This is a genomic window from Brachybacterium sp. P6-10-X1 (assembly GCF_001969445.1).
In the GTDB taxonomy this organism is placed as follows: Bacteria; Actinomycetota; Actinomycetes; order Actinomycetales; family Dermabacteraceae; genus Brachybacterium.
The window spans coordinates 133,638-150,331 of sequence record NZ_CP017297.1; the positions used below are offsets into that span (position 1 = coordinate 133,638).

Here is a 16,694-nt window from a genome sequence, read left to right on the forward strand (position 1 = left end):
GCGGGAGATCCGGGGCGACGACCCCGCGCCCGGGGATCCGAGCCCGGGGCCCTGGGGCGGAGGGGCACGCGGGGGATCCCGGGGAGGTTGTCAGCGCCGGGTGGGCGGAGGAGGATCCGCCTCCGTCTGCAGCGTCTGCGCCTGCTGCGGCAGCGGCTCGGTCAGAGAGCGCTCGAGCAGCAGCTGCTGGGTGCCGAACTCCTCCAGGCCCTTGCGGACGGTGAATCCGAGCTTGCGCAGCAGGGCGACGCTGCGCTTGTTGCGGGTCTGGCTGACCGCGATCACGTGCTCGTCCTCGAGCTCCCGGCGCGCCCAGGACAGCAGGGCGATGCACGACTCGGCCGCGAAGCCCTGTCCGGTCCACTCCGGCAGCAGCGCATAGGACAGCTCCAGCTCGCCGCGGTCGTAGTCCAGCGTGATCGAACCGATCATGGTGTCGTCCTCGCCCAGGGCGAGCGCCCAGCGGCCCCAGCTCAGTCCCAGCGGGGAGAGCTCGAGAGCCTGCCGGGAGGCGTAGTCCACCGACCCGCCCAGGTATTCGCGGGTGACGGGGTCGGTCATCAGGCGGATCATCGCCGCGCGGTCCTCGTCGCCGGGCGGTCGGATCACCAGCCGTGGGCTGCGGATCCGCACCGGCCAGTCGCTCGTGCCTTCCTTCGTCACGGCCCCACCGTACAAGGTGCGTCCCCGCGGGCCCGCGGACTTCCGCTGAGTTGCCGTCCTGTTGCCACCTGGTTGCCCCCGGTTTCCGTGCGGCGGCGTCCGAGTGCCTCGCGGGGTGGGGACGGACGGTATGGTGAGCCGTGCGGCACGCCGAGGTGCTGCGAACTGCCGGATCACGGGAACGTGCCGCGGATGCCGAGGGGCGAGGATCCCGCCCCGTGACGAGAAGGAGCACCATGGTCGAGCAGGCCCTGCGCAGCACGGCGCTGGAAGCGGTCCACGAGTCGCTCGGAGCGACCTTCACAGATTTCGCGGGCTGGCGGATGCCGGTGCGCTACGCCTCCGACCTCGCCGAGCACGCCGCCGTCCGTGAGCGCGCGGGGCTGTTCGACCTCAGCCACATGGGCGAGATCCACCTGCGGGGCCCGCAGGCCGGAGAGGCTCTGGACCACGCGCTGGCCGGGAAGCTGTCCGCGATGTCCGTCGGCCGCGCGAAGTACTCGCTGCTGCTGACCGAGGAGGGCGGTGTGATCGACGACGTCATCACGTACCGCCTGGCCGACGACCATTACGTGACCGTCGCCAACGCCTCCAACGCGGAGGTCGACGCCGAGGAGCTCACCGCCCGGGCAGCAGGCTTCGACGTCGAGGTCGACGACGCCTCGGAGCGCACCGCGCTGATCGCGGTCCAGGGCCCGGCCAGCGAGGAGATCCTGCTGCGGGCGCTGACCACCGGCGACAGCGGCGTCGAGGGCATCGGCGCCGAGGATCTCACCGCGATGAGGAACTACCGCTTCGCCGCGGGCACCTACCGTGGTCAGGAGCTGCTGGTCGCCCGCACCGGGTACACCGGGGAGGACGGCTTCGAGCTGTACGTCCCCGGCGACCTCGCCGTCGCCCTGTGGGAGCAGCTGACCGCCGCCGGCGGAGAGGACCTCACCCCGTGCGGGCTCGCATGCCGCGACACCCTCCGCCTCGAGGCCGGCATGCCGCTGTACGGCCACGAGCTCTCCCGCGAGCTGTACCCCGCCCAGTCGGGGATGGGGCGCGTGGCCGCCCTGACGTCCAAGGGCGACTTCGTGGGCCGCAGCGGCATCGAGGCGGCGGACCTGACCGATCGTCCTGTCCTGGTGGGCCTGGTCGCCGAGGGGCGTCGTGCCGCGCGCGCCGGCTCCGAGGTGCGGGACGGGCAGGGCCGCGCGGTCGGGACGATCACCTCCGGCGCGCTGTCCCCGACGCTCGGCCATCCCATCGCCATGGCGTTCGTGTCCCCGGGGGTCGCCGACGAGGGCACCGAGCTCGTCGCCGACGTCCGCGGCAAGGACCTGCCCGCCCGGATCGTCGCCCTGCCGTTCTACCGGCGCGGCTGATCCTCACGCCCCGCGACCCCCGCTCGACCCCCGCGTACCCGACCCCCGCGAACCCGACCCCCGCTCAACCCCCGTTTCCCCTTCAGGAAGGACCATCCTCATGACCGCAGAGCTCCTCTTCAGCAAGGACCACGAGTGGGTCCGCGTCGTCTCCGACGGCGTCGCCGTGGTCGGTGTGACCGACTACGCCGCCGAACAGCTCGGCGACGTGGTCTACGTCGACCTGCCCGAGTCCGGGGACGAGATCTCCGCCGGCTCCGAGATGGGCGAGATCGAGTCCACCAAGTCGGTCTCGGATCTGTTCTCCCCGATCTCCGGCACCGTCTCCGAGATCAATCCGGCCGTCGTCGACACCCCGGAGCTGGTCAACTCCTCCCCGTTCGACGAGGGATGGCTGCTCAAGGCCAGCTTCGACGCGCTGCCCGAGGACCTGCTCAGCGCCGAGGACTACAAGGCCTTCACCGCATCCTGAGACCGAGCCGCTCGAAGGCGGCCGCCCCGAGGCATCGAGGAGCGGCCGTCTCCGCCACGGCGCACGCACGCACCGAGAACCGCGAGACCAGGGGCACTGCTGAACCATGACCGACACGACCGATCCGACTGATCCGACTGATCCTTCTGTGCGCGAGCACGACTCCTTCGTCCGCCGCCACGTCGGCACGGACTCCGACACCCAGCGCCACATGCTCGAGGTGCTCGGCTACGAGACCTTGGACCAGATGATCCAGGCGGCGGTGCCCAGCACGATCCTGCTGGAGAACGACGCCGGCGAAGCCGCCTCGGCGGTGCCCCAGGGGGCCACGGAGCCCGCCGCGCTGAGCGAGCTGCGAGAACTGGCCGATCGCAACACGGTGCGCCGCTCCCTGATCGGCATGGGGTATCACGGCACCCACACGCCCGCGGTGATCCAGCGCAACGTGCTGGAGAACCCCGCCTGGTACACCGCCTACACCCCGTACCAGCCCGAGATCTCGCAGGGCCGCCTCGAGGCGCTGCTGACCTTCCAGACCATGATCTGCGACCTCACCGGGATGGATGTCTCCAACGCCTCCACCCTCGACGAGGCCACCTCCGCGGCCGAGGCGCTGATGCTGGCGCGGCGCACCGCCAAGCGGAACGGCAACGTGTTCTACGTGGACACGGACGCCCTGCCCGCGACGAAGGCGGTGCTGCGCGGCCGCACCGACGGACTCGGCATCGAGCTGCGCGAGCGGGACTTCGCCACGGACGGCGCCCCCGAGGGCCAGTACTTCGGTGCGCTCGTCCAGTACCCCGGGTCCTCCGGACGCGTGTGGGACCCCAGCGAGGTGATCGCCGAGGTCAAGTCCACCAAGGCCGTCGCGATCGTCGCGGCGGACCTGCTCGCCCTGACGATGCTGTCCTCCCCCGGATCCCTGGGTGCCGACGTCACCGTCGGCTCCTCGCAGCGCTTCGGCATCCCCATGGGCTTCGGCGGTCCGCACGCCGGGTTCGTCGCGGTGCGCAAGGGCCTCGAGCGCCAGCTGCCGGGCCGCCTCGTGGGCGTCTCGGTCGACGCCGACGGCAACCCCGCCTACCGGCTCTCGCTGCAGACCCGCGAGCAGCACATCCGCCGGGAGAAGGCCACCAGCTCGATCACCACCGCCCAGGTGCTGCTCGCGGTGATGGCCGCGATGTACGCCGTCTACCACGGCCCCGAGGGCCTGACCCGGATCGGGCGGGGCGTCGCCGACCGCACGGCGACCCTCGCGGACCACCTCGTCGCCAGCGGCTTCGAGCTGACCACCGAGGCCTTCTTCGACACGCTCGAGATCCGGGCCACCGGCGAGGCCCTGGACATCGCCGCGCAGGCGGCGGAGGCCGGATACCTGGTCCACACCGTCGGCGACGACCTCGTCCACCTCTCGCTCGACGAGACCGTCACCGACGCCGACCTGCGGGCGATCGCGGCCGTCTTCGACAGCTTCGCGCCGGACCCCGGTCATGAGCTCGCGGACGTGGAATCGGGCACGACCTGGGGACCCCTGGTGCGCCGGGACGCGTTCCTGCGCCACCCGGTGTTCTCCTCCTTCCGCTCCGAGACCGCGATGATGCGCTATCTGCGCCGCCTGTCGGATCGCGACTTCGCGCTGGACCGCGGGATGATCCCGCTGGGCTCGTGCACGATGAAGCTCAACGCCGCCACCGAGATGGCCGGCGTCACGTGGGCCTCCTTCAACGCCGTCCATCCTCTCGCCCCGCGCGAGGACGTCGCGGGCTACCTGGAGATGATCACCCAGCTGGAGACCTGGCTGGCGGACCTCACCGGGTACGACACGGTCTCCCTGCAGCCCAACGCCGGCTCCCAGGGCGAGATCGCGGGTCTGCTCGCGATCCGCGCATATCACGCCTCCCGCGGCGACAGCGGCCGCGAGGTGTGCCTGGTGCCGAGCTCGGCGCACGGCACCAACGCCGCCTCCGCCGTCATCGCCGGACTGCGTGTGGTGGCCATCGACTCCGATGCGCGCGGCAACATCGACCTCGACGACCTGAAGCAGAAGATCAAGGACCACGGCGACGAGCTCGCCGCCATCATGATCACCTACCCCTCCACGCACGGCGTGTACGAACAGGAGGTGCGCACCGTCTGCCAGCTGGTCCACGACGCGGGCGGGCAGGTCTACGTCGACGGCGCCAACCTCAACGCCCTGCTGCAGGTGGCCCGGCCCGGCGAGTTCGGCGGCGACGTCTCCCATCTGAACCTGCACAAGACCTTCTGCATCCCCCACGGCGGCGGCGGCCCCGGCGTCGGCCCCGTCGCGGCCAAGGCGCACCTGGCCCCGTACCTGCCCGGCCACCCGGGCATCCAGCAGGAAGAGCACCCGGTGACGGGGCAGGGCGCGCAGCCCCACAGCGGGAGCCCCGTCTCGCAGGCACCGTACGGCTCGGCGTCGATCCTGCCGATCTCCTGGACCTACATCCGGCTGATGGGGCCCGAGGGGCTGCGCCATGCGACCGCCTCCGCGGTGCTCGCGGCCAACTACATGGCCCATCGCCTCTCGGAGTCCTACGAGATCCTCTACACCGGGGAGAACGGCCTGGTCGCCCACGAGTGCATCGTGGACCTGCGCCCCTTCACCGCCCGCACCTCGGTCACCGTCGACGATGTCGCCAAGCGGCTGATCGACTACGGGTTCCACGCCCCGACCATGTCGTTCCCGGTCGCCGGGACCTTCATGATCGAGCCGACCGAGTCCGAGGACCTCGCCGAGATCGACCGCTTCGTCGACGCGATGCTGATGATCGCCAAGGAGGCCGAGGAGATCGTCTCCGGTGCCTGGGCGAAAGATGACAACCCGCTGGTGAACGCTCCTCACACCGCGGCGTCGATCGCGACGGGGGAGTGGACGCACCCCTACTCGCGGGAGGTCGCGGTCTACCCCGGCAGCTGGACCGCCCCGGAGGACCTCACCACGCACGACAGCGCGCAGATGCGGATCCAGTCGAAGTACTGGCCGCCGGTGCGTCGCATCGATCAGGCCTACGGTGACCGGAATCTGGTGCCGACCTGGCCGCACGAGACCGACTGAGATTCCCGCGGCGCGGGCGCGGTGGCGGGGGAGACCGCTCGGCGACTCGTGAACAGCTGTGACGCCCCGGTTTTCGCCCCGGGGCGTCGGGGCCATACGCTCGTGCCCATGACCGAGATCCTCACGACCCATGCCGGTTCCCTCCCCCGCAGTGAGGAGCTGATCGCCGCCAACGCCGCGCGCCCCGTCGGCGCGGACGGGCTGACCCCCGCGCCGACCGACGAGTTCCGTGAGGTGCTGCGCCAGGCGGTCTCGGACGTCGTCGCCCGCCAGCGCGAGATCGGTATCGCCATCCCCAACGATGGCGAGTACGGGCATCTGATGGGCTCCGCCGTGAACTACGGTTCCTGGTGGTCCTACATCTTCGACCGCGTCAGCGGCCTCGAACTGACCGGCAGCGACCACTTCTCCAGCGAGCCGGTGCGCTCGAGCCCCGGCGACGTGCGCCTGACGACCTTCCCCGACCGGCGCGACTGGACGATCTTCGCCGACGCCTACCAGGACCCCACCTCGGGCATCACCGTCGGCGGCCAGGCCACCTTCCCGGCGGCGACCGGCGAGATCGCCTACTCCGACGTCGGTCGCGAGCTGGTGGCCCAGGACGTGGCCAACGTGCAGGCGGCCCTCGAAGCGGCCGGCTACGACCGCGGCTTCGTCAACGCCCTCTCCCCGGGCTCGGGCAGCCGCATCGTCGATGACCACTACGGGGACGAGGACGCCTTCCTCGACGCCTGGGTGGAGGTGATGCGCCCGGAGTACGAGGCCATCGCCGCCGCCGGGCTCACCGTGCAGATCGACGACCCGTCGATCGCCGAGAACTGGGACCAGATCAATCCCGAGCCGAGCGTCGAGGACTACCTCGCCTTCACCCGCAAGCGCGTCGACGCGGTCAACCGGGCCCTGGTGAACGTCCCCACCGAGCAGACCCGGTTCCACCTGTGCTGGGGATCCTGGCACGGCCCCCACACCACCGACATCGAGTTCCGCCACATCGCCCCGCTGCTGCTGGAGATCGATGCCAGGTACTACAGCTTCGAGGCGGCCAACGTGCGCCATGAGCACGAGTGGACCGTGTGGGAGGACCTCGAGCTGCCCCAGGACAAGGTCCTCGTGCCCGGCATCGTCTCCCACGCGACCAACGTGGTCGAGCATCCCGAGCTGGTCGCCCAGCGCCTCGAGCGCTTCGCGACACTGGTCGGCCCCGATCGCGTCATCGGCTCCACCGACTGCGGACTCGGCGGACGCATCCACCCGCAGATCGCCTGGGCCAAGCTCGACGCGCTCGTCCGCGGCGCGGAGATCGCCTCCCGCAGGGTCTGAGCACCGGGACGCGGGGTCTGAGCACGGAAGTCCGGCGAGCCCGCGCGCACGAGCACTTCGACCCGCGTGGCGTTCGGCGGCGTCCGCGTGATCGGGGCTTGCGGGCATCTGCGTGACCGGGACTCGCCGGCGCCTGCGTGAACGGGGCTTGCGGGAGCCTGCGTGATCGCGGCTCGCCGGTGTCTGCGTGCCGTGACGGGTCGTCGAGCGCGACACGCGCATCGATTCCACTGTTCCGGCCCGGACTCGGGATGGATGGGTGGAACCGGCGCTCGCGCGGCGGTGTGTCGTGGACGGGTGCCCGGGACACCACCTGCGCGGTGTGGGTCGCCGCCCGGGCACGGCATCCGGGCATGGCATCCGGGGCACGCGCCCGGGGCACGGCACCCGGGCATGGCCTCCGGGGCACGGCCTCCGGGGGCACGGCGGAGAGTTCACCTCGGCGTCGACAAGATGTCATTCGGGCGTGGACCCGATTCTGCTCGGGCGAGAGAGCATCGGGGGCGTGAGGATCCTCATCGTCGCCGAATCGTTCCTGCCGCACATGAACGGAGTCACCAACTCGGTGCTCCGCGTCGTCGACCACTTCGCCGCCACGGGCGACGACGTCGCGATCATCGCCCCGCAGTGGCCACGGGCCGAGACCTCCCTGCGCACCTCCTGCGGACGCACGATCGAGGTGCACCGCGTCCCGTCGGCCCCGCTGCCCGGCTACTCGGCGGTGCGGATCGCCGCGGCCGGCGCCACGACGCTGCGCCGCCGGATCGAGGAGTTCCGGCCCGACGTCGTCCACCTGGCCTCGCCCACCGTCCTCGGCGGGCGGGCGATGGTGGCCGCGCAGAAGGCGGGGGTCCCCACCGTCGCCGTCTACCAGACCGACATCCCCGGCTACACCGCGCGCTACGGGATGCCGTTCCTCGCCCGGGCCTCCTGGCGGGCGATGCGCGAGGTCCACAACCGGGCCACCCTCACCCTCGCTCCCTCCACCACGACCCGGGACGAACTGATCGAGCACGGTATCGACCGGGTGGACCTGTGGCGCCGCGGCGTGGACACCTCCTTGTTCTCCCCCTCGCTGCACAGCGACGAGCTGCGCGCGCAGTACGCGGAGCCCGGCGAGAAGCTCGTGGTGTACATGGGGCGTCTCGCAGCCGAGAAGCAGGTCGCTGATCTGCAGGTCATCCACGACATGCCGGGGGTGCGCCTGCTGATCGTCGGCGACGGCCCGGAACGCGAGGCGCTGCGGCGCCGGATGCCCCGGGCGCGTTTCGCCGGCTTCCGCTCGGGGACGGACCTCGCCGCCCACCTCGCCAGCGCCGACCTCTTCATCCACCCCGGCGAGCTCGAGACCTTCGGTCAGACCATCCAGGAGGCCATGGCCTCCGGCCTGCCCGTGATCGCTCCCCGCCGCGGCGGCCCCGTCGACCTCGTCTCGCCCAGCCGCACCGGGTGGCTCTACACCCCGGGGATGCTCGATGAGCTCCAGGAGCAGGCCGCCGACCTGCTGTTCGACGATGCCAAGCGGCGCGCCTTCGGCCGGGCCGCGCTGGAGAGCGTGCACAAGCGCACCTGGCCGGTGCTCGCCGAGCAGCTGCGCGGCTACTACCTCGCCGCTCTCGAGAGCCATCGGGGCCTGCTCGGCGCCCGCTGAGCAGCCGCGCCCCTGGTTCACATTCGGCCACAGAGCTCGCCCCCACCCCTGCCCGCAGGATGAACTGTGTCCTGTCGCCGAGATCGGCGGCACGGATTCCCGCGGAAAGGACCACCATCATGGCGCAGCGCACCACCCGTCGCCCGCTCATCGGCGTGACCGCAGGGACCCGCGCCATGATGACCGGCGCCTGGGCGGGCCATGACGCCGTGGTGGTCACCGAGCACTACGTGCGCGCGGTCCGCGACGCCGGTGCCCGGCCCGTGATCCTCGCCCCCCAGGACGACTGGAGCGACGAGGAGATCTCCGAGCTCGACGGTCTCGTCCTCACCGGCGGCACCGATCTGGATCCCGCGGCCTGGGGCGAGGACGCTCTGGCCACCGACATGACCCCGGATCCGGAGCGCGACGCCTTCGAGACGGCGCTGTACCGCGCGGCCCGCCGCACCGACGTCCCGGTGCTCGGCATCTGCCGCGGCCTGCAGATCATCGTGATCGCCGAGGGCGGCGCGCTGCACCGCCACCTCCCGACGGACCTCCCGGCCCATCCCACGACGGGGGAGCGCCCCACCGCGGTGGAGGCCGCCATCGACGCGGACAGCGACCTCGCCCTCGCCCTCGGCACCCGCGCCGAGGTCACCGCCTTCCACCACCAGGGCGTCGCCGAGGTGGCCGGAGAGCTGCGGGTGGTCGCCCGCCACGAGAGCTCCCTGCCGCTCGCCGTCGAGGCCGTGGGCGGATCCAGCGTTCTGGCCGTGCAGTGGCACCCCGAGATCGACGGGGCCGACGGCGCCGCCGTGTTCGGGAGCCTGCTCACCGCGATCCGCCACCGCGCCGAGTCGGCACCGGCTCCCTCCCTGGTCTAGGATGGGCTCGAACGTCCGCGCCCTCGGGCCCCGGCCCGCAGCGGGCGGAACGATCAGGTGACACGGAGGAAGAACCACCATGAGCAACGAGCAGGTCACGAGCACCGTCGAGACGACGGAGCGTCGTGAGGAGAACCAGACGTCGCACGGCAATAACCTGGTGCTCAGCATCGTGCTGTTCGTCGTGCTGTTCGGCCTCTTCGCCGGTGGGCTCTACGTGATGAGCCTGTTCACGGCCGTGACCTTCGTCGTCGGACTCGGGATGTGCCTGTTCGCGCTGTTCCTGACCTTCGACCTGGTGCCTCGTTTCCTGACCTGATCAGCTCCTGACATTCCTCGTGCCCGGTCGCCGTACGGTGACCGGGCACGAATGTTCCCGGGCGGGGGGGCGGGGCCGGGCAGCCCAGTTCGGGCGGCCCAGTTCGGGCAGGGACGTCGGCGGCGGAGAAGGGCTCCGCCGACGACGCACGATCCGGTGGCTCCGGGTGATCGCCGGCAGTGGTCGCGCCGCCGGGCCGGGTGATCGACGGGCCGGGCGGTTGGAATCCGGGGGCGGACGTCGGACAATGGATCGCGTGAACGTTCACTCCGCCGGCGCCCCGCCCGTCCCCATCGCCTCCGACGCGCGCCACGCCCGCCGCGCGATCTCCCTGCTGTTCCTCCTCAACGGCGCCTCCTTCTGCGCGATCATGCCTCGGTACCCCGAGCTCGTCGAGAGCATCGGGCTGTCCAACACCGCCTTCGGGCTCGCCATCGGCATCGGCCCGGTCGGCGGGCTCGTCGCGGGCCTCGCCGCGGCCCCTTTGATGCGGCGCTTCGGCTCGGCGCGGGTCGCGGTCCTCGCACAGGTCATCGCCTCGACCACGCATCTGGCCGTGTACGTCTCCGGGTCCTGGCTGTGGCTCGCGGGCGCTCTCGTGCTGGCCATGGCTGCGGACTCCATCACGGACATCTCGATGAACGCCCACGGCATGCGGGTCGAGCGCCGTTACCGCCGCTCGATCATGAACAGCTACCACGGCTGGTGGTCGCTCGGCGCGGTCGCCGGTGGACTGATCGGCTCGACCTTCGCACAGCTGGGCGTGCCCCTGTGGGTCCAGGGCGTGATCGGGCTGATCGTCTTCGGCGCCCTCGCGGCCGGGTCGCTGCGCTTCATGCTGCCGGGGCACGATGCCACCGAGCGCACCCCCGCGGCGGCGGGTCCGTCGGCCGGCTCCGGGGCGGAGGTCCCCGCCGAGATCGCCCCCAGCGGCCTGCGGATCGCGGGCATGAGCCTGCGCGCGCTGGGCCTGATCTCCGCTCTGGGCATGGTCCTGGTGTTCGCCGGCTCCACCGAGGACGCCGGCAACACCTGGGGCGCGCTGTTCATGACCTCCACCTTCGCCGCGACCCCGTTCTTCGCCGGCATGGCCTTCGTCGCTCTCCAGGGCGCCCAGACCATCGGCCGGTTCACCGGGGACTTCGTCGTGGATCGCCTCGGAGATCGCACCACTGCCCGTCTGGGCGCGCTGGTCGGCGCGATCGGCATGAGCCTGGCCATGTTGGTGCCCCACCCGGTCACCGCGCTGATCGGTTTCGCCGCCGCCGGCTGGGGCGTGGCGACGCTGTTCCCCTCCGCGTTCCGCGCGGCCGACGACATGCCGGGTGTCCCGCACGGGGTGGGGATCACCGTGGTGGGCTGGTTCGCACGCCTGGGCTTCTTCGTCACCCCACCGATCGTCGGGGCGCTCGGCGATGCGTTCACGCTGCGCTACGCCCTGTGGATCGTGCCGCTGTACATGCTGGGCATCCTGGTCTTCTCCGGCGTGCTCGAGACCCGTCGGCGAGGGCTCAGAACCGCGTGATGTCCCCGGCGCCCTCGCGGACGATCTCGAGCTCACCGCTGGAGAGGTCCACGACCGTCGTCGGCACGATGCCGACCTCCCCGGAATCGATGATCACGTCGACCTGATCACCCAGCAGGTCCTGGACCACCCAGCCCTCCGAAGGCGGGTCCTCCTGGCCCGGCAGCAGCAGCGTCGAGGAGACGATCGGCTCCCCGAGCGCCTCGACCAGCGCGTGCGCGACCCGATGGTCCGGGATGCGCACGCCGACGGTGTGCTTCTTGGGGTGCGCCATCCGCCGCGGCACCTCCTTGGTGGCCGGCAAGATGACCGTGTACGGCCCCGGTGTGGCGTTCTTGACCAGGCGGAACGTCGGATTCGACACGATCACGAATTGGCCCAGCTGGGCGAAGTCCGCGCACACCAGAGTGAAGTGGTGGTTCTTGTCGACCTGGCGGATGCGACGGATCCGTTCGAGTCCCTCGGCGGCGCCGAGGGAGCAGCCCAGGGCGTAGCAGGAGTCCGTCGGATACGCGATCAGGCCGCCGTCACGGAGTACGTCGACGGCTTGGTCGACGAGACGCGGCTGCGGGTCGACGGGATGGATGTCGAGGTAGCGGGCACGCGGTGAGGATCTGGCCATGCCCGATGCTACGTCGCCGGACGCGAGGACGCCACGGGTCGCTCCCGTCGCTCGGGCGACACGATCAGGCGATGCCGGTTGGCCTGGTCTCCTGCCGCTCACCCGTTCGCGGCACGTCGATCAGGCGACGACGACGAACTCGCGGCCGATCCACTTGGTACGGCGCAGCCGCAGCACCGCGGTGACGGGCAGCGGCCCCTTGATGTGCGGGTAACCGCGCCCTGCGCCGTCGTCGTCGGCCTCGATGTCCACCGCCACCCCGGCGGCTTCCACCCGGGCGACGTCGATCTCGAGGATCACGAGGTCCGCGGGGCGGTCGGGGTACACGCGCTTGGCGACCATCGAGACCTGCTCGGGCCAGCAGGCGTGGATGTAGCCGACCTCGGACAGCGCTCGGCCCCGGGTCGCCCGGGTGTAGGAGCCCGCCCGGACGGCCGCTTCCCAGGCGGACAGTTCGGTGATGTGCCAGATCAGAGGCGCAGGCATGACCGGCAGTGTACCGTGACCGGCATGGATGAGACCTCCGCCGGGCCGGGCGCGGTGCGCCTGGTCCACGACGACGACCGCGACCGCTACGAGGCCTTCGAGGGCGACGAGGCGGTCGGCGTCCTCTACTACGGCGACGAGACGCCCGACACCGGGACCTCCGCGGTGCGTGACCTCCGCTCGACCGTGGTGGCGCCGGAGCGCTCGGGCCGCGGCATCGGCTCCGCGCTGGTGCGCTTCGCCCTGGACGACGCCCGCGAGCGCGGATACCGGGTGCGCGCCACCTGCTGGTTCGCCCGCGGCATCCTCTCCCGCCCCGAGCACGCCGATCTGCGCGCGGACCCCGCCGACGACGAGGGGAGTCGGGCCTGATGGCATACCGCATCCTGACCGTCTGCACCGGGAACATCTGCCGCTCGCCCATGGCCGAGTACGCCCTGCGCGACGCCCTGGAGCAGGCCGGGCTCGGCGAGCAGGTCGAGGTGGCCTCCGTCGGCACCACGCGCGAGGAGATCGGCAACCCGGTCGACCCGCGGGCCGGAGCGCTCCTGCGCTCCCACGGCCTCGACCCCTCCGCCCACCGCGCCCGCCAGATGAGCTCCCGCGATCTGGAGCAGGCCGACCTCGTCCTTGCCATGGACCACGACCACATCCGCCCCCTGCATCGCGTGGGTGGCCAGGAGATCGTCGGCCGCACCCACATGGTGCGCGACTTCGCCCCCGGCCCTGTCGAGGACACGGGCATCCGGGACCCCTGGTGGGGCGACGAGACCGCGTTCGAGACCGCCTGGGAGCAGATCACCGAGGCGGCGCCCGGGATCATCGAGCACGTCCGCACCGCACTGCGCCGCGAGGGATCGTCCGGGGCCCGGTCGTGACGGGGCCGATGATCCCCGGGGACCGCGGTGCGCTGGAGACCGCCGCGGCGCTGCGCAGCGGGGAGCTCGATGCCCCCGAGCTCGCCGAGCGGACCCTGGAGGCCGCCCGCACCGCCGGCGCAGACGTGGGCGCGTTCGCCCACCTCCTGACCGACCTCTCCGACCGGCAGGCCCGCCACGCCGCCGAGACCCTGGTCGCGGCCCGCCGCGCCGGGGAGCTCGAGGTGCTCGCCGCCCGCCGCCCCCTGCTGGGAGTACCGCTGCCGGTCAAGGACCTCACCCGGATCGCCGGGCAGCCCTTCGAAGCCGGGTCCCTCGCCCTGCGGGGGAACATCGCGGAGGTCACCGACGGGGTGGCCCAGCGGATCCTCGACGCCGGCACCGTGACGATCGGTAAGACCACCACCCCCGAGTTCGGCATGCCCTGCTACACCGAACCGGCCACCGGGGCCCCGGCCCGCACCCCGTGGGACCTGCGGCGCACCGCCGGCGGGTCCAGCGGAGGCGCCGGCGCGGCGGTCGCCCGCGGCGTCGTGCCGCTCGCCCACGGCTCCGACGGAGGGGGCTCGGTGCGGATTCCCGCCGCCTGCTGCGGCGTGCTCGGCCTGAAGCCCTCCCGCGGACTGGTCTCGACGGGCCCGTACTCCACCGAAGGGATGGGCCTGGCCACCGACGGTGTTCTCGCTCGCAGCGTGCGCGATGTCGCGGTCGGCCTCGACCTGCTCGTCGGCGGGCGGCCCGGGGACTTCATGCCTCTGCCGCGCCGCACCGCGAGCTACCTCGACGCCGTCGAGGGGTCGCCGGGGTCGCTGCGGATCGCTGTGCTCGACGAGCCGCTCGCCGCCGAGACCGCCGTGCACCCGGCCGCGCTGCGCGGGCTGGACCGCGCCGTGGAGACGCTGCGCGGCCTCGGCCACCGCACGAGCCGGATCCCCGCTCCCTTCACCGCCGAGGACTGGACGGCTTTCATGCCGCTGTGGACCGTCGGCGCCGCCACCATCGCGCTGAGCGAGCCGCAGGAGGCCCAGCTGCTCGAGCTCACCCGGTGGCTGCGGGAACGCGGCCGCGCCTACAGCGGCGTCGACCTCGCGGCCGCCCTGGCCGGGGTCCAGACCCTGGCCCGTCGCACCGCGGAGGCCTTCGCCGACTACGACCTGGTGCTCACCCCGGCTCTGTCCGGGCCGCCTGCCTTCCCCGAGCAGCTGCAGCTGAGCGAGGGCGGGGCCGACTTCGACGCCCAGCGGGCGTTCACCCCCTGGACCAGCAGCTGGAACATGACCGGTGACGCCGCGCTGGCGGTGCCGATCCACCGCGAGGAGGTCGACGGGACCGAGCTGCCCTTCGGCGTGCAGCTGGGGGCGACCCGCCGCGGGGACGAGGCGCTGCTGCTGCAGCTGGCCGCCCAGCTGGAGGCGCACGACCCGTGGCCGCTGGTGCGCGAGCCCGCCGCCGCATGACCGGCCCGCAGACCGTCCGCCTCGACCTCTGGCTGTGGAGCGCACGACTGATGCCCACGCGCTCCGCGGCCACCGCCGCCTGCCGCGCCGGTCACGTGCGCCGCAACGGGGCGCCGACCAAGGCCGCCCAGCGGATCGCCGTCGGGGACGAGCTCCGCCTGCGGTCGCCGGGCCGGGAACGGATCGTCGTGGTCACCAGGATCCTCACCACCCGGGTGGGATATCCGGTCGCGCGCGAGGCGTACGAGGACCACAGCCCGGAGCCGCCGCAGCAGCTGGCCGCCGCCCCGCCGCGTCGCGAGCCCGGCACCGGACGGCCCACCAAGCGCGAACGCCGGGCCCTCGATCGCCTGCGGGGCAGGGACGAGGACCCACGGCGCTGAGCGCTCCAGCGGGGTGCATGGGCAGCGACTCGGCCTCAGCCGGTGTGCGAGAGCAGCTCCTGACGATTGCTCGTCAGCCGTCCGAGCAGATGCGTCTCCTGGGCGACGACCTTGGGGTTCGCGCCGTCGGCCAGCAGCCGTTGGCGGATGGAGGCGAGGTCCGCGCTCTCGCGGATGAACCGCTTCATCACGGGCTTCGCGCCGATCTGGTTCGCCCAGCGCTTGCCCTCGCGCCGACCCTTCCAGGTCGCGAGCATGTCGACCTCCTCATGAGTGAGCCAGCCCTGGTTGGCGTAGTCGCCCAGGCGCACCCGGGTCAGGCGCGACTCGTCCCAGATCAGTGCGACGATCACGCCCATCCACAGCAGCGACAGCAGCGCCTCGAGGAGGTACATCACGACCAGGACCAGTCCGTTGCCGCCGCCGAGGGTGGCGGCGAGGTTCCACAGAGCGTGCAGCAGCATGCCGGGGATCAGCGCGGGGATGAACACGAGGAATCCCATGGCCGTGCCCCACTTGCGGGCCACGAAGCCGACGATGATGCCCGTCGCCGAGACGTAGATCGCGTGCCCGAAGATGTTCAGCACGCCGCGCATGACGAACGAGATCAGCACACCGTCACCACCCATGGCCTCGAGCCCGCGGGTGTAGTAGAGGATGTTCTCGGTGAAGGCGAAGCCGCCGCCGATGAGGGCGCCGTAGATCAGCCCGTCCAACGGTCCGTTGAAGTACCGGCGGGCCAGCACCATCAGCAGCAGCAGGCCAAGTCCCTTGGTGATCTCCTCGACCAGCGGCGCGCTGATCACGGGCCCGACGAAGGCGACGGCCGCCTCGCTCTGCGTGATCCACCAGGTCAGCAGCGAGTTGAAGGAGTTGATCCAGAAGCTGATGAAGGCCGCGATGGCCGCCCCCCAGAACACGGCGATGATCAGCAGCGGGAACGGCTGCGGATCCCACCGGTCCGCCAGGAACATCACCAGGGCGATCACCACCAGGGAGATCAGGGCGATGAAGGCCGTGACCGGCCACCAGATGGGGTTCGCGCTGGAGCCGGTGACGAACCGCAGGAAGAAGAAGCCCAGCACCAGCAGCAGGGCGATGCCCAGGACCACGGCCGCGATCCAGACCACGATGCTCACGGCCGGCAGCTTGGTGCCGTGCTGGGCGACCTCCTGGACCCGGCGCATCTGGGTGGACCAGGCCGACTGCGGCTGCGCCTGCGCGGGCCGCTGGATCTGCGCGGGAGCGTGGCGCGCTGCGGTGATCCCCGCGGCGGGACGCACCGACGTGTCGTAGGCCCGCGGATTGCCGTAGTCGACGTAGCGGGGCTGGGACTGGAAGGACGGGGAGCCCTCGGCGGAGGTCGGCGCACCGGGGCGCGGTCGGCCGTTGGGCATGAACTGCCCGCCCGGCGACTGATACGGGGACTGGGACATGGAGGCCTCGGTTTCGGCGGCGGGAGACGGGGACGGGATGAGATCGCGGAGCGCGCCGCCGTCCGTATCCCCCATACGGGACGGCTCCGGGTCCCTGCGATGCTACAGGGGCCACCCCTCGTCCGTCCTTCGTCCGGCCCTCCTCCGCCCCTGGTCGTCGCCGATCGCGG

General features: G+C 72.0%; 16 protein-coding genes. 12 read left to right on the forward strand and 4 right to left on the reverse strand.

Features of this window, described 5'->3' with window-relative positions; translation table 11 throughout:
* Positions 1–90 precede the first annotated feature (90 nt).
* Entirely contained in the window at positions 91–663 is a 573-nt protein-coding gene (locus BH708_RS00610) for a GNAT family N-acetyltransferase (protein ID WP_253705430.1), read from the reverse strand.
* A gap of 236 nt (positions 664–899) precedes the next feature.
* Here BH708_RS00610 and gcvT point away from each other — a divergent pair, with 236 nt between their 5' ends.
* The 8 genes from gcvT to BH708_RS00650 all read left to right on the forward strand — a co-directional run bounded on the left by gcvT (position 900) and on the right by BH708_RS00650 (position 11,262).
* Complete coding sequence (gcvT, locus tag BH708_RS00615; RefSeq protein ID WP_076805768.1) at positions 900–2,033, forward strand: glycine cleavage system aminomethyltransferase GcvT; 1,134 nt, start codon at positions 900–902, stop codon at positions 2,031–2,033.
* A gap of 100 nt (positions 2,034–2,133) precedes the next feature.
* On the forward strand, positions 2,134–2,505 hold the full coding sequence (gcvH, locus tag BH708_RS00620) for a glycine cleavage system protein GcvH (RefSeq protein WP_076805770.1): 372 nt from the start codon (positions 2,134–2,136) through the stop codon (positions 2,503–2,505).
* Positions 2,506–2,611: 106 nt separating this feature from the next.
* Positions 2,612–5,581: an aminomethyl-transferring glycine dehydrogenase gene (gene gcvP / locus BH708_RS00625; RefSeq protein ID WP_076805772.1), complete on the forward strand. Its 2,970-nt coding sequence runs from the start codon at positions 2,612–2,614 to the stop codon at positions 5,579–5,581.
* A 108-nt stretch (positions 5,582–5,689) separates the two neighbouring features.
* A complete protein-coding gene (locus tag BH708_RS00630) occupies positions 5,690–6,901 on the forward strand; it encodes a cobalamin-independent methionine synthase II family protein (protein WP_076805773.1) in 1,212 nt (403 codons plus the stop codon).
* Between the two features lie 505 nt (positions 6,902–7,406).
* Entirely contained in the window at positions 7,407–8,552 is a 1,146-nt protein-coding gene (locus tag BH708_RS00635) for a glycosyltransferase family 1 protein (RefSeq protein ID WP_076810613.1), read from the forward strand.
* A 119-nt stretch (positions 8,553–8,671) separates the two neighbouring features.
* The gene (locus BH708_RS00640) at positions 8,672–9,418 is read left to right on the forward strand and encodes a gamma-glutamyl-gamma-aminobutyrate hydrolase family protein (RefSeq protein ID WP_076805778.1); all 747 of its coding nucleotides are present in this window, start codon (positions 8,672–8,674) and stop codon (positions 9,416–9,418) included.
* 79 nt (positions 9,419–9,497) lie between these two features.
* Positions 9,498–9,737: a hypothetical protein gene (locus BH708_RS00645; protein ID WP_076805780.1), complete on the forward strand. Its 240-nt coding sequence runs from the start codon at positions 9,498–9,500 to the stop codon at positions 9,735–9,737.
* Between the two features lie 256 nt (positions 9,738–9,993).
* Complete coding sequence (locus BH708_RS00650; protein WP_253705431.1) at positions 9,994–11,262, forward strand: MFS transporter; 1,269 nt, start codon at positions 9,994–9,996, stop codon at positions 11,260–11,262.
* Here the strand turns inward: BH708_RS00650 and BH708_RS00655 are convergent.
* Together BH708_RS00655 and BH708_RS00660 are read right to left on the reverse strand one after the other, a co-directional pair.
* Entirely contained in the window at positions 11,249–11,884 is a 636-nt protein-coding gene (locus tag BH708_RS00655) for an L-threonylcarbamoyladenylate synthase (protein WP_076805784.1), read from the reverse strand. The two genes, BH708_RS00650 and BH708_RS00655, sit on opposite strands and share 14 nt — an antisense overlap.
* 120 nt (positions 11,885–12,004) lie before the next feature.
* Positions 12,005–12,370 carry a DUF952 domain-containing protein gene (locus BH708_RS00660; RefSeq protein WP_076805785.1) on the reverse strand — a complete coding sequence of 122 codons (366 nt, stop codon included), beginning with the start codon at positions 12,368–12,370 and terminating at the stop codon, positions 12,005–12,007.
* Positions 12,371–12,394: 24 nt separating this feature from the next.
* Between BH708_RS00660 and BH708_RS00665 the strand changes: the two genes are divergently transcribed.
* The 4 genes from BH708_RS00665 to BH708_RS00680 are packed head-to-tail and all read left to right on the forward strand — an operon-like array spanning position 12,395 to position 15,088.
* Complete coding sequence (locus BH708_RS00665; protein WP_076805787.1) at positions 12,395–12,742, forward strand: GNAT family N-acetyltransferase; 348 nt, start codon at positions 12,395–12,397, stop codon at positions 12,740–12,742.
* Positions 12,742–13,248: a low molecular weight protein-tyrosine-phosphatase gene (locus BH708_RS00670; RefSeq protein ID WP_076805789.1), complete on the forward strand. Its 507-nt coding sequence runs from the start codon at positions 12,742–12,744 to the stop codon at positions 13,246–13,248. The genes BH708_RS00665 and BH708_RS00670 overlap by 1 nt, the downstream gene beginning before the upstream one ends.
* 8 nt (positions 13,249–13,256) lie before the next feature.
* Positions 13,257–14,705 carry an amidase gene (locus BH708_RS00675; protein WP_076805791.1) on the forward strand — a complete coding sequence of 483 codons (1,449 nt, stop codon included), beginning with the start codon at positions 13,257–13,259 and terminating at the stop codon, positions 14,703–14,705.
* Complete coding sequence (locus tag BH708_RS00680) at positions 14,702–15,088, forward strand: RNA-binding S4 domain-containing protein (protein ID WP_076810614.1); 387 nt, start codon at positions 14,702–14,704, stop codon at positions 15,086–15,088. Before BH708_RS00675 ends, BH708_RS00680 begins: the two co-directional genes overlap by 4 nt.
* Before the next feature lie 35 nt (positions 15,089–15,123).
* Here BH708_RS00680 and BH708_RS00685 read toward each other — a convergent pair whose 3' ends face one another.
* A complete protein-coding gene (locus BH708_RS00685) occupies positions 15,124–16,524 on the reverse strand; it encodes a PrsW family intramembrane metalloprotease (RefSeq protein WP_076810615.1) in 1,401 nt (466 codons plus the stop codon).
* Positions 16,525–16,694: the final 170 nt, after the last annotated feature.